Consider the following 12,009-nt stretch of genomic DNA (forward strand, 5'->3'; position numbering starts at 1 on the left):
CCGGCAAGATCGAACAGTGGACCCCGCCGCCGGCGCAGCACGCCCCGGACACGGTGGTTATTCCGCATGCAGCACCGGGAGCCTCTACCGTGGGCGGCCAGTACCTGCAAGTCGGCGCTTTCGCCAACCCGGACGCGGCAGAGCTGCTAAGGTCCAAGCTCAGCGGGATGGTCAGCGCGCCAGTCTTTATCAGCTCTATTGTGCGTAACCAGCAGACCCTGCACCGTGTGCGCATGGGGCCGATCGGCTCGCCGAGTGAAGTTGCGCAAGTGCAGAACAGCGTGCGCCTGGCCAACCTGGGGCAACCCAGCGTGGTCACCGCCGAGTAAGCAGTACAAAGGATTGATGGCTCAGGCTCGCATGCGGGTTTGAGCCCTGGTTGTTGGCTCGTTGAACAATAAAAACCCAGGGGCAAGGGGTGGGCATGCAACCGAACACGCGACAGTCTGGCGACGGGCTGTCTGAATAGTTTTGCCCGCGAGGGCAAGTTTCCATAAGCAATTTCGAGAGACGGATGAACATCACCACCTTAGCCAAACGCACGTGCCTGCTTCTTTCGCTGATCATCACCCCGGCCGCCTGGGCGGTTGAAATGGTGCCAGCTTCCCCGCAACTGGCTGCCAAGGCCTGGGTCCTGATGGACGCCGCCAGCGGCAACGTGCTGGTGGAGAACAACGGTGACCAGCGCCTGCCCCCAGCCAGCCTGACCAAGCTGATGACCGCCTACATCGCGACCCTGGAAATCCGTCGCGGCCAGATCGGCGAAAACGATCCGGTGACCGTCAGCGAAAACGCCTGGCGCACCGGCGGTTCGCGGATGTTCATCAAGGTCGGTTCGCAAGTGACCGTCAGCGACCTGCTGCACGGCATCATCATCCAGTCGGGTAACGACGCCAGCGTAGCCCTGTCCGAGCACATCGCCGGCAGCGAAGATGCGTTCGCCGACATGATGAACAAAACCGTGGCCGACCTGGGCATGACCAACAGCCACTTCATGAACCCGACCGGCCTGCCGAACCCCGAGCACTACTCGTCGGCTCACGACATGGCGATCCTGGCTCGCGCGATCATTCGTGTCGACCCGGTGCACTATGCGATCTACTCCCAGAAAGAGTTCTTCTGGAACAACATCAAGCAGCCTAACCGCAACCTGTTGCTGTGGCGTGACAAGACCGTCGATGGCCTGAAAACCGGCCACACCGAAGAAGCCGGCTACTGCATGGTGTCGTCCGCTGTCCGTGACGGCCAGCGTCTGATTGCCGTGGTATTCGGTACCAACAGCGAGCAGGCCCGTGCGGCCGAGACGCAAAAGCTGCTGACCTATGGCTTCCGTTTCTTCGAAACCCAGACCTTCTACCAGAAAGGCACCGAGCTGGCTCAAGCCCCTGTATGGAAAGGCGCGACCCATCAAGTCAAGGCCGGCCTGGCTGAAGACCTGACCCTGACCATGCCTAAAGGCCAGCTCAAGAAGCTGGTGGCCAGCATGACCATGAACCCGCAACTGGTCGCACCGATCGCCAAGGGCGATGTGATTGGTAAAGTCGAAGTGAAGCTGGACGACAAGGTGGTGCACAGCGCCGATCTGATCGCTCTGGACGCCGTCGACGAAGGTGGTATCTTCCGACGCGTGTGGGATAGCATCCGTCTATTCTTCTACAGCTTGTTCAACTGATAGTGTGCACCTGCATGACCCCGCGCTGATCCGGCGCGGGGTTATGCCCGTCGCCACGGCTTACGCTTACGAGGCCGTTACGCCATGACCGATACCGAAGTAAAGGCGCCAAAGATCGAATTCCCAAACGTGGACTATCCCGTCAAGGTGATCAGCGATACGGGCGTGGGCAACAAGGACAAGATCATCGAGATCGTCAAGAAACACGCAACGATCAACCATGACCGTGTGGATGAGCGTCAAAGCACCAACGGCAAGTACACCACTATTCAGTTGCACATCGTGGCGACTGACCAGGACCAGCTCTACAACATCAACAGCGAACTGCGGGCTACCGGCTTCGTGCACATGGTGTTGTGATGTCACAGACCCTGGGCTTTCGCGAGCTCGGCCAAATGGCTTACGAACCGGTGTGGCACGCCATGCAGCGGTTCACCAACGAGCGCGGCACCGAAGCCCCGGATGAAATCTGGCTGGTGGAGCACCCGCCGGTTTTCACCCAGGGCCAGGCCGGCAAGGCCGAGCATTTGCTGCTGCCGGGAGAAATCCCGGTGGTGCAGGTCGACCGCGGCGGGCAGGTGACTTACCATGGCCCAGGTCAATTGGTGGCTTATCTGTTGCTGGACGTGCGCAGGCTGGGTTTTGGCGTACGTGAGCTGGTCAGTCGCATGGAGTCATGCCTGATCGAGCTGCTTGCCAGCTACGGTGTGACCGCGGCGGCCAAGCCGGATGCACCGGGGGTTTATGTTGATGGCGCGAAAATCGCCTCCCTGGGCTTGCGGATTCGCCACGGTTGTTCCTTTCATGGCCTGGCCTTGAATGTGGACATGGACCTGGCGCCGTTTCGACGGATCAATCCCTGCGGCTACGCCGGTTTGGCGATGACCCAGTTGAGCGATCACGCAACACCACTAGAATTTGCCGAGGTAAGTGCCCGGCTGCGCGCGCAGCTCGTCAAACACCTCGACTATGCTGAGCAGACGACCCTAACGGGCGGAATCGACTGATTATGACTACTGATGCAGTGCAAACCATGATCCCGACGCTGGATGTTACCGAGCGTCCGGCCCCGCGTGCCAAGGTAGAAGCCGGCGTCAAGCTGCGCGGCGCCGAGAAGGTTGCACGCATCCCGGTGAAGATCATTCCGACCACCGAACTGCCGAAAAAGCCTGACTGGATTCGCGTGCGTATCCCGGTTTCGCCGGAAGTCGACCGCATCAAGGCCCTGCTGCGCAAACACAAGCTGCACAGCGTGTGCGAAGAAGCGTCCTGCCCGAACCTGGGCGAGTGCTTCTCCGGTGGCACCGCGACCTTCATGATCATGGGTGACATCTGCACCCGTCGTTGCCCGTTCTGCGACGTTGGTCACGGCCGGCCGAAGCCACTGGACGTCAACGAGCCGGAAAGCCTGGCCATCGCCATCGCCGACCTGAAACTCAAGTATGTCGTGATTACCTCGGTAGACCGCGACGACCTGCGTGACGGCGGCGCCCAGCACTTTGCCGACTGCATCCGCGAGATCCGCAAGCTGTCGCCGAACGTGATGCTCGAGACCCTGGTGCCGGACTACCGTGGCCGTATGGACGTGGCGCTGGAAATCACCGCCGCCGAGCCGCCGGATGTGTTCAACCACAACCTGGAAACCGTGCCGCGCCTGTACAAGGCTGCGCGTCCGGGTTCGGACTACCAGTGGTCGCTGACCCTGCTGCAGAAATTCAAGCAGATGATGCCGCACATTCCGACCAAATCCGGCCTGATGCTGGGCCTGGGCGAAACCGACGAAGAAGTCATCGAAGTCATGAAGCGCATGCGCGAACACGACATCGACATGCTGACCCTCGGCCAGTACCTGCAGCCGTCCCGCAGCCACTTGCCGGTACAGCGCTTCGTGCACCCGGATGTGTTCGCCTGGTTTGCCGAAGAAGGCTATAAGATGGGCTTCAAGAACGTCGCTTCCGGCCCGCTGGTACGTTCCTCGTACCACGCCGACGAGCAGGCGAAACTGGTCAAGGCCAGCCTGGTGTCCTGATACGCGGAACGCCGGACACTGCAGGACCCATGTGGGAGCCGGCTTGAGTGGGAGCGGGCTTGTTCGCGAATGCGTTGGATTAGTTGACCTATCCGGTGACTGACTGACCGTCTTCGCGAGCAAGCCCGCTCCCACCCAGGCCCGCTCCCACATTTGCTACTGACTCTTCCTCTTCTGTTTGCAACCATTGCTGTTTAGAGTGCCTTGGGCAATCCACACGAGGAGAACCATGGATGACGACTCAATTGACCACTTGTGCGGTACCTGCGCTGCGCGCCGAAGGCGTGATCGGGCTGATTGCCCCTGCCGGGCCGGCCGAGCTGGATATCGACACGGCCACGCAATGGATGCGCGCCCGGGGCTACACACTGCGGATCTTTCCGGGCGTGAGCCAGCGTGATGGCTATCTGGCCGGCAGTGATGAGGTACGCCTTGATGACCTGCACGCGGCGTTCGCCGATTCGACCATCGACGCGATTTTCTGCCTGCGCGGCGGCTACGGCACGCCACGCCTGCTGGACCGCCTGGACTTTGACCTGCTCCGGGCCAACCCCAAGCCATTCGTAGGCTACAGCGATATCACCGCCCTGCACCTGGCGATCAACCGGTATGCCGGTTTCGTCACCTTCCATGGTCCGATGTTCAACGCTGACCTGTTAGGTGAAAAGCAACAGCCTACCGAGTCGTCGCTGTTCAGCATGCTGCGTGGGCAAGTGAAAGCCGGTAGCCAGCTGGCTCACCCTGTGGCCTACCCGCTGACCACCATCGAGCCAGGCATCGCCTGTGGGCGGCTGCTGGGCGGCAATCTATCGATGATCGCAGCGGTGATGGGCACGGCGTACGAGATTGATGCCGAGGGCATCATTCTGTTTATCGAAGATGTGAACGAGCCGTTGTACCGCATTGACCGGTTGCTCACCCATTTGCGCCTGGCGGGCAAGCTGGCCCAGGTGGCGGGCGTGGTGGTGGGGGATGTGGCTGGGGTTGATAGCCTTGCGCTTGAGCGCTTGCTGAAGCAGACCTTCGAGCCGTTGTGCATTCCTGTGCTGTCCGGCTGGCGCAGCGGGCACTGCAACCCGAACCTGACCTTGCCGTTGGGCGCCAGGGTGCGGCTGGATGCGGGGGAGAAGCGGTTGGTGTTGGAACAGGATGTGGTGTTTAAGGCCTGAACTTTGTAGCGCCGATAAAGGCCTCTTCGCGAGCAAGCCCGCTCCCACATTTCGATCGCGTTCCTTCAGGAAGTGCACGGTCAAAATGTGGGAGCGGGCTTGCTCGCGAATGCGGTAGCAGCCATACGCCGATCTATCGGCTTTGCAGCGACTCCAGCAACTTCACCGTCGGATACCCATCCGCCGGCCAGCCCAGGGACTGCTGCGCGGCACGAATCGCCTTGCGGGTATTCGCACCGATGATCCCGTCCGGGTTGCCTGCGTCGTAACCATTGGCACTGAGCACCGTCTGCAAGTCAATTCGCTGCGAGCGAGTCAACGGCAGCTCATCTTTCGGCCAGCTCCCACGAATCAAGCCACCGCCCCCGAAGCGTTCCGACAACAACCCAACTGCCAACGCGTAGGACGACGAGTTGTTGTACTTGAGGATCGCGCGGAAGTTATCCAGCACCAGGAACGCCGGGCCACGATAGCCGGCCGGCAGCAACAGGGCGGCGGAAAGCTGGTCGACGTTGGCCGGCACGCTGGCGCCCGGCGGCACCTGGATTCCCAGTTTCAGCCACTCGCCAACGGTCTTGCGTACGCTGCCATCGGCCAGGGCGTAATCAAAATTCAACGGCAGTTGCTGCACCTCGAAGCCCCAGGGCTGGCCTTTCTGCCAGCCGGAGCTTTGCAGGTAGTGCGCGGTGGAGGCGAGGGCGTCGGCCGGGCTGTTCCAGATATCGCGGCGGCCGTCACCGTCGAAGTCCACGGCGTGGGTGTTATAGGTGGTCGGGATGAACTGGGTCTGGCCCATGGCCCCGGCCCAGGAGCCTTTCATCTGGTCGGCGGCGATATCGCCATGCTGGATGATTTGCAGCGCCGCCAGCAGCTGCGCCTGGGCGAAGGCCGGGCGACGGCCTTCATAGGCCAGGGTTGCCAGTGAGCGGATCACCGAGTTGTTGCCCTGGAACTGGCCGAAGTTACTCTCCATGCCCCACACCGAGACCAGCGCCTGGCGATCGACGCCGTAACGGTCCTCAATGCGTTGCAGAATGTCGGCATACTTCACCAGCAGCGACTGGCCATTGCGCACCCGCAGCGGCGACAGCGCGCCATCGAGGTATTCCCATACCGGGCGGGAGAACTCCGGCTGGCTGCGGTCTGCGCGGATCACCGCCATGTCGGGTACGACATTGGCAAAGGCCGTGTCGAAAACCTGTGGCGTGATACCGGCCTTCAAGGCTTCCACGCGAAACCCCGCCTGCCATTCGGCAAAGGTCTGGGTCGGCTGGATATCAAGATTGTCTGCCACCAGTGGCGCAACGACGGCAGGCGCAGCTACCGGTGCAGTCTGGAGCGGGGGCAGGGGTTGGGCATCGGCAGCGGTGGGTTTTTCCGCGCAGGCGACTAACAGAATGAGGCTGGAGGCAGCGATCAGTTGGCGAAGGTGCCAACGACGGGAAAGACTAGAGGGCATGCACAGGTCCAGGGAATACGAATCAGGTACAGACCTTATCATGCCGGAGGGGCGCTTGCCTTCAGGCAGCCAGAAAGTAAGAAGCCTCCCAGCTATTAGACTGGAAGGCTTCGCGGCGGTAGCTGCCTTTGCCTTTGCCGGCTCGTTCCTGGCGACTGCGGAACAACGGCTGGGCGATGATGGATTTGGCCTTGTTGGGGCCATGCTTTGATGGCTTTTTGCTCATGATGGGTACTCTCTGGCAGGTTGATGATGCGGTGCGAATCATCTGCCGAAGTTTGGATTCTGTCCAGCCCAGCGATACGTAGGACTATTCAGCAGGCAGCGCCAAGCGCTGTCCTGACATCAAAAGTGACAAACGACTCAGGCTCATCCACGGCGATCCAGCCGCCTGCCCCTTGATCTGCGCGTCAATGCGTTGGGCTTCCAGCAGCAATTGCGCCCAGCGTTGCGCCGAGTGCCGTTGCAGGGCTTTGCTGATCAGTGGTTTGCGCTTGTCCCATACCGGTGGCCGCGCCTGGCTGAAGGCCTTGTCCAGTGGGATGCCCTGGCTGTACTGCAGGGCAATATTGGCCAGCAGCCGTAATTCTCGCGCCAGGGCCCAGAGAATCACCGGCGGCTCGACGCCTTCGCCGCGCAGCCCTTCGAGCATGCGCAGGGCGTGGGCGGGTTCGCCGTTGAGGATCGCATCCACCAGGCCAAATACGTCAAAGCGCGCGCTGTCCGCCACGGCGCCTTGTACGGTTTCGACGGTGATCTGGCCACCCTCGGCCATCAGCTTGAGCTTTTCGATTTCCTGGGCGGCGGCCAGCAGGTTGCCTTCCACCCGCGCCGCGATCAGCTCCACCGCATCCTGGCTGGCACTCAGCCCGGATTGCGACAGGCGCTGACGAATCCACTGCGGCAGTTGGCTGCTGTCCACCGGCCAGATCTGTATGAACTGAGTCTGGCCACCTTCCACCAGCGCCTTGCCCCACTTGGTTTTCTGCGCACTGCCATCGAGCTTGGGCAGGCTGATCAGCAGCAGCGTGTCTTCGGCAGGGCGTGCGCAGTATTCCATCAAAGCCGCCGCGCCTTTGTCGCCGGGCTTGCCCGAAGGCAGGCGCAGTTCCAGCAGGCGTTTTTCGGCGAACAGCGACATGCTCGCCCCGGCTTGCAGCAGCGTACCCCAGTCGAAACTGGCGTCGGCGCTGAATACCTGGCGTTCATCGAAGCCCTGTTGGCGGGCGGCGGTGCGAATTGCGTCCGCAGCCTCCTGGCACAGCAGCGGGTCATCACCGCTGACGATGTAGACGGGCGCAAGGCTGCCTTGCAGGTGCTTGGCGAGTTGGGCGGGGGCGAGTTTCATAGGCAGGGTGAACGGGGCGCCTGGGGCGCCCCGTCTGGCTTACTCGACAGGAACTTCGACAGGCGACTGTTTAGGTTGGCTGTCTTCATACTCTTGCGCCGCTTTCAGCGCATCGGCATCTGCCTTGGCCTTGGCATCCGCGGTTTGCTGCAGCTTATCCAGTTGCTCCGGCGTGATCAGTTGCAGGCGCAGGACCATGCGCTGCACCAGTTCACGACGCATTTCCTTGCGCACCTGGATGGTTTCGGAGTCCGAACCCACCAGGTTGTTGCCGTCGTGGCTCACGACTTTCTGTATCTGGATCTTGTCGCCCATCAGCGGCAGGTGGTCATGGCCCTGGATTTCGAAGAAGAGCGTGGTGCTCAGCTCAATGTCCGAAGCACGCCCGGCACTGGCATAGCTGAGGTTGCGCTGCTCTTCTTTCTCATCCAGCAGGTTCAGCTTGTAAGCCGCGCCTGAATAGACTTTGACGCCACTGTTTTCCAGGACCTGGCGCAGCTGTTGCACTGTCTCGCCGTAGGAGTTGCGGGCGGTGACGTCCAGTTCCTTGATCGCCAGTTCGGTGGTGCCGGTGCCGCGCAGCTGGAAGCCGCAAGCGCTCAGCAGCACGGCAAGGCCCATAACCAGCAGATTGCGTTTGATCATTTTGATGCTCCCCTTGAAACCATGTGGGCCTTATCGAGGCCCTGGAGGTTTTGTTCGGCGCCAGGGTTATTCCCTCGGCGCCCGATCCGATTAGCTAGCGACGATATTGACCAGTTTGCCGGGCACCACGATCACTTTGCGGATCGTCAGGCCTTCGGTGAAGCGCAGCACGTTCTCATTGATACGGGCGGCGGCTTCGACGTCTTCACGGCTGGCGCTGGCCGGCATGTCGATCTGGCCACGCAGCTTGCCGTTGACCTGAATCACCAGTTGCAGCGTGTCCTGTACCAGGGCGCTGTCATCCTGTACCGGCCAGCCGGCATCGATGACGGCACCGCTGTGGCCCAACTGGTTCCACAGTTCGTGGCTGATGTGTGGCGTGATCGGCGCCAGCAGCAGGGTGACCGTTTCCAGGCCTTCCTGTACCAGTGCGCGGTCCTGTTCGGTGGCCTGCGGCGCTTTCTCCAGCACGTTCATCAGCGTCATCACCTGGGCGATGGCGGTGTTGAATTTGTGGTGCTGGCCCACGTCCTGGCTGGCGTGCTTGATGGCCAGGTGGGTGCTGCGGCGAATGACTTTTTGCTCATCGCTCAGGGCCGCCACGTCCAGCTTGCCCGGCAAGCCTTGGCTGACATGGGCGTGCGCCAGGCGCCAGACGCGCTTGAGGAAGCGATGCGAACCTTCGACGCCGGAGTCCGACCATTCCGCGCTCATGTCAGGCGGCGAGGCGAACATCATGAACAGGCGGCAGGTGTCCGCGCCGAACTGGTCGATCATCGACTGTGGGTCGACGCCGTTGTTTTTCGACTTGGCCATCTTCTCGGTGCCGCCGATTTCCACCGGCAGGCCGTCGGATTTCAGCTTGGCGCTGATCACCTTGGCCTTGCTGTCACGCTCCAGCTCGACATCTGCCGGGTTGAACCAGGTGTAGGCGCCATTGGCTTCGCGGCGGTAATAAGTCTCGGCAATCACCATGCCCTGGGTCAGCAGGTTCTTGAACGGCTCGTCGGAACTCACCAGGCCTTCATCACGCATCAGCTTGTGGAAGAAGCGCGCGTACAGCAGGTGAAGGATGGCGTGTTCGATACCGCCGATGTACTGGTCTACCGGCAGCCAGTGGTCGGCCGCGAATTTTTCCACCAGGCCGCCTTCATAGTGCGGCGAGGCGTAGCGGGCGTAGTACCACGAAGACTCCACGAAGGTGTCCATGGTGTCGGTTTCGCGTTTGGCCGGGGCACCGCAGCTCGGGCAGGTGCACTCGTAGAATTCGGGCATGCGCGCCAATGGCGAGCCAGCACCGTCCGGCACCACGTCTTCGGGCAATACGACCGGCAGTTGGTCTTCCGGTACCGGCACGTCACCGCAGGTTTCGCAGTGGATGATCGGGATCGGGCAGCCCCAGTAGCGCTGGCGGCTGATGCCCCAGTCACGCAGGCGGAACTGGGTGCGCGAGGCACCGAGGTTTTTCTTGATCAGCGCGACTTCGATCGCATCGAAGGCGCCTTCGAAATCCAGGCCGTCGAACTCGCCGGAATTGATCAGGGTGCCGTGTTCGTTGTACGCGTCCTGCCACGGAGCCGGGTTGGTGTCGCCCGAACTGGTGCGCACCACGGACTTGATCGGCAGGTTGTACTTGACGGCAAATTCGAAATCGCGCTCGTCGTGGGCCGGCACAGCCATTACTGCGCCATCACCGTAGTGCATCAGCACGTAGTTGGCGACCCACACCGGCAGCTTCTCGCCGGTCAATGGGTGCTCGACGAACAACGAGGTCGGCAGGCCCTTTTTCTCCTGGGTGGCGACGTCGGCTTCGGCGACGCTGCCGCCCTTGCATTCGGCGATGAACGCCTGCAGCTCAGGGTTGTTCTGTGCGGCCTGGGTGGCCAGCGGGTGTTCGGCGGCCACGGCGACGTAGGTCGCGCCCATCAGGGTGTCCGGACGGGTGGTGAAGACTTTCAGTACACCTTCTGCGCCGATGGAGTCGACGTTGTAGGGGAACTGCACTTCCATGCCACGGGACTTGCCGATCCAGTTGCGTTGCATGGTCTTGACCTGCTCGGGCCAGCCCGGCAAATCGTCGAGGCTCGACAGGAGTTCATCCGCGTAGGCGGTGATCTTGAAGTAGTACATCGGGATTTCGCGCTTTTCGATCAGCGCGCCGGAACGCCAGCCGCGGCCGTCGATCACTTGTTCGTTGGCCAGTACGGTCTGGTCCACCGGGTCCCAGTTCACTGTGCCGCTCTTCTTGTAGATCACGCCTTTTTCGAACAGGCGAGTGAACAGCCATTGTTCCCAGCGGTAGTAATCAGGCTTGCAGGTGGTCACCTCGCGGGACCAGTCCACCGCCAGGCCCAGGCTGCGCAGCTGGGTCTTCATGTAGGCGATGTTTTCGTAGGTCCACTTGGCGGGCGCTACGTTGTTCTTCATCGCGGCGTTTTCCGCCGGCATGCCGAAGGCGTCCCAACCCATGGGTTGCAGGACGTTCTTGCCCAGCATGCGCTGGTAGCGGGAGATGACGTCGCCGATGGTGTAGTTGCGCACATGCCCCATGTGTAGCTTGCCGCTGGGGTAAGGGAACATCGATAGGCAATAGAAAGTCTCCTTGCCTGGCTGTTCACTGACTTCAAAGGACTTTTGCTCATCCCAGAACGACTGGGCGGCATTTTCTATTTCACGGGGCTGATATTGTTCGTGCATGGCTACTTTTGAACTGAATAGGGGTGGCCTAATCCTCTTCGGTGCAACGTTCAGGTTGATCGACACCAAAAAGCGGCGCGTCCGTGCCCAAACCCTGCGGGAAGTGGAGTTACAGGAAGCGCCGTAGCATACATGACCCCACTCTATCGAGGGAAACCCTGATTGCGCCGCCGAGGCCGTTGGTCGCGGCGCCAGGCAGGCAGGGCAAGCAGGACTACGCTGTTTAGTGGGGAGTGAGTCTTATCTTCAATGAGGTGAGGGATGGTTGATTCGCAGCGAACTTTAACGAAACCGCAGGTGTACGAAGGACTGATCGACCGTTTGGGTCGAGCACTGGATGCAGCAAAAACCGCAGGCCGATTGTGTGATGAACGGCCTCTGGAGTTGGAACTGCGTGGCTTGAGCCAGGCAGAGCTGGACGTGATCAGGGTGTATCTGGAATTGAATGAGCATCGCGCGTCCCATGGCATGGCCTCCCCGCCAGCCCAGGAGTTTTCGCGATCGGCCAAGGTGGTATGGCTCAAGGATTTTTCGGCCGGTCGCAGCCCGGAAAAACTCCGGTCCGTGCGTTTCAAGTGAAGTACCGCGTTAGTGATCTGTAGCCTTCTCAGCGTCTGTTCCTGTAAAGATTGTCGCTTAACCCCGTTACACCTTAGGCTTCGGGCATCTTTGGAGATGCCCGATGCCTATTCGCTATTTCATTAAACAATTGTTGTTGCCGCCCGGCATCCTGTTGCTGTTGCTGGCCCTTGCCTGGTGGTTTCGTCGCAGCCGACCGCGGCTGGCGGCCGTGTGCTTTGCCCTGGGGTTTGGCGGGATGTGGCTGATGAGCCTGCCGGTGGCGGTTCAATGGGGCGCAAAGGCCCTGGAGACCGAGCCGCCTCTGGCCCGTGATGAATGGGCGACCCTGGCGCAGCGGGCTGATGCCATCGTGGTGTTGGGCTCGGGGCGTGAGCGCGGGGATCCGGCGTGGGGCTCCGATCAGCCGAC

12 protein-coding genes and 1 pseudogene are annotated in these 12,009 nt (G+C 61.3%); 8 read left to right on the forward strand and 5 right to left on the reverse strand.

Going from position 1 to position 12,009, the window contains the following annotated elements; translation table 11 throughout:
- The 6 genes from HX846_RS22265 to HX846_RS22290 all read left to right on the forward strand — a co-directional run.
- On the forward strand, positions 1-329 hold a 329-nt coding region (locus HX846_RS22265), incomplete at its 5' end, for an SPOR domain-containing protein (RefSeq protein ID WP_178966104.1).
- Positions 330-514: 185 nt separating this feature from the next.
- On the forward strand, positions 515-1,672 hold the full coding sequence (locus HX846_RS22270; protein ID WP_003215437.1) for a D-alanyl-D-alanine carboxypeptidase family protein: 1,158 nt from the start codon (positions 515-517) through the stop codon (positions 1,670-1,672).
- Between the two features lie 84 nt (positions 1,673-1,756).
- The gene (locus HX846_RS22275; protein WP_003215438.1) at positions 1,757-2,032 is read left to right on the forward strand and encodes a DUF493 domain-containing protein; all 276 of its coding nucleotides are present in this window, start codon (positions 1,757-1,759) and stop codon (positions 2,030-2,032) included.
- Positions 2,032-2,679, forward strand: a complete 648-nt coding sequence (lipB, locus tag HX846_RS22280; RefSeq protein WP_003215439.1) for a lipoyl(octanoyl) transferase LipB — start codon at positions 2,032-2,034, stop codon at positions 2,677-2,679. The genes HX846_RS22275 and lipB overlap by 1 nt, the downstream gene beginning before the upstream one ends.
- A gap of 2 nt (positions 2,680-2,681) precedes the next feature.
- Positions 2,682-3,701 carry a lipoyl synthase gene (gene lipA / locus HX846_RS22285; RefSeq protein ID WP_003215441.1) on the forward strand — a complete coding sequence of 340 codons (1,020 nt, stop codon included), beginning with the start codon at positions 2,682-2,684 and terminating at the stop codon, positions 3,699-3,701.
- A gap of 233 nt (positions 3,702-3,934) precedes the next feature.
- Positions 3,935-4,870: an LD-carboxypeptidase gene (locus HX846_RS22290; protein WP_178966105.1), complete on the forward strand. Its 936-nt coding sequence runs from the start codon at positions 3,935-3,937 to the stop codon at positions 4,868-4,870.
- Between the two features lie 133 nt (positions 4,871-5,003).
- On the opposite strand, the gene HX846_RS22295 is transcribed toward HX846_RS22290, so the two are convergent.
- The 5 genes from HX846_RS22295 to leuS form a co-directional block, all read right to left on the reverse strand.
- Positions 5,004-6,329, reverse strand: coding sequence for a lytic murein transglycosylase (locus HX846_RS22295; RefSeq protein ID WP_003215443.1), 1,326 nt, complete (start codon positions 6,327-6,329; stop codon positions 5,004-5,006).
- Between the two features lie 61 nt (positions 6,330-6,390).
- Positions 6,391-6,555 (reverse strand): alternative ribosome rescue factor ArfA, encoded by a 165-nt coding sequence (arfA, locus tag HX846_RS22300; RefSeq protein WP_003176285.1) that lies wholly within the window; start codon positions 6,553-6,555, stop codon positions 6,391-6,393.
- 84 nt (positions 6,556-6,639) lie between these two features.
- Complete coding sequence (holA, locus tag HX846_RS22305) at positions 6,640-7,677, reverse strand: DNA polymerase III subunit delta (protein ID WP_008436560.1); 1,038 nt, start codon at positions 7,675-7,677, stop codon at positions 6,640-6,642.
- Positions 7,678-7,716: 39 nt separating this feature from the next.
- A complete protein-coding gene (gene lptE, locus HX846_RS22310; protein ID WP_177035962.1) occupies positions 7,717-8,322 on the reverse strand; it encodes an LPS assembly lipoprotein LptE in 606 nt (201 codons plus the stop codon).
- Positions 8,323-8,412: 90 nt separating this feature from the next.
- Positions 8,413-11,019, reverse strand: coding sequence for a leucine--tRNA ligase (gene leuS, locus HX846_RS22315; RefSeq protein ID WP_178966106.1), 2,607 nt, complete (start codon positions 11,017-11,019; stop codon positions 8,413-8,415).
- 261 nt (positions 11,020-11,280) lie between these two features.
- Here leuS and HX846_RS22320 point away from each other — a divergent pair, with 261 nt between their 5' ends.
- Both HX846_RS22320 and HX846_RS22325 read left to right on the forward strand, forming a co-directional pair.
- Entirely contained in the window at positions 11,281-11,598 is a 318-nt protein-coding gene (locus HX846_RS22320) for a hypothetical protein (protein ID WP_008436575.1), read from the forward strand.
- 103 nt (positions 11,599-11,701) lie between these two features.
- Positions 11,702-12,009: pseudogene (locus tag HX846_RS22325) on the forward strand (YdcF family protein); the annotation flags it as partial.

The organism is Pseudomonas sp. K5002 (assembly GCF_013386655.1).
Classification (GTDB): Bacteria; Pseudomonadota; Gammaproteobacteria; order Pseudomonadales; family Pseudomonadaceae; genus Aquipseudomonas.

What these genes read in the sequence shown, in the direction of transcription:
- HX846_RS22270 (WP_003215437.1), top strand. Translation starts at nt 515, where the DNA reads ATGAACATCACCACCTTAGCCAAACGCACGTGCCTGCTTCTTTCGCTG.
- HX846_RS22275 (WP_003215438.1), top strand. Translation starts at nt 1,757, where the DNA reads ATGACCGATACCGAAGTAAAGGCGCCAAAGATCGAATTCCCAAACGTG.
- lipB (WP_003215439.1), top strand. Translation starts at nt 2,032, where the DNA reads ATGTCACAGACCCTGGGCTTTCGCGAGCTCGGCCAAATGGCTTACGAA.
- lipA (WP_003215441.1), top strand. Translation starts at nt 2,682, where the DNA reads ATGACTACTGATGCAGTGCAAACCATGATCCCGACGCTGGATGTTACC.
- HX846_RS22290 (WP_178966105.1), top strand. Translation starts at nt 3,935, where the DNA reads ATGACGACTCAATTGACCACTTGTGCGGTACCTGCGCTGCGCGCCGAA.
- HX846_RS22295 (WP_003215443.1), bottom strand. Translation starts at nt 6,329, where the DNA reads ATGCCCTCTAGTCTTTCCCGTCGTTGGCACCTTCGCCAACTGATCGCT.
- arfA (WP_003176285.1), bottom strand. Translation starts at nt 6,555, where the DNA reads ATGAGCAAAAAGCCATCAAAGCATGGCCCCAACAAGGCCAAATCCATC.
- holA (WP_008436560.1), bottom strand. Translation starts at nt 7,677, where the DNA reads ATGAAACTCGCCCCCGCCCAACTCGCCAAGCACCTGCAAGGCAGCCTT.
- lptE (WP_177035962.1), bottom strand. Translation starts at nt 8,322, where the DNA reads ATGATCAAACGCAATCTGCTGGTTATGGGCCTTGCCGTGCTGCTGAGC.
- leuS (WP_178966106.1), bottom strand. Translation starts at nt 11,019, where the DNA reads ATGCACGAACAATATCAGCCCCGTGAAATAGAAAATGCCGCCCAGTCG.
- HX846_RS22320 (WP_008436575.1), top strand. Translation starts at nt 11,281, where the DNA reads ATGGTTGATTCGCAGCGAACTTTAACGAAACCGCAGGTGTACGAAGGA.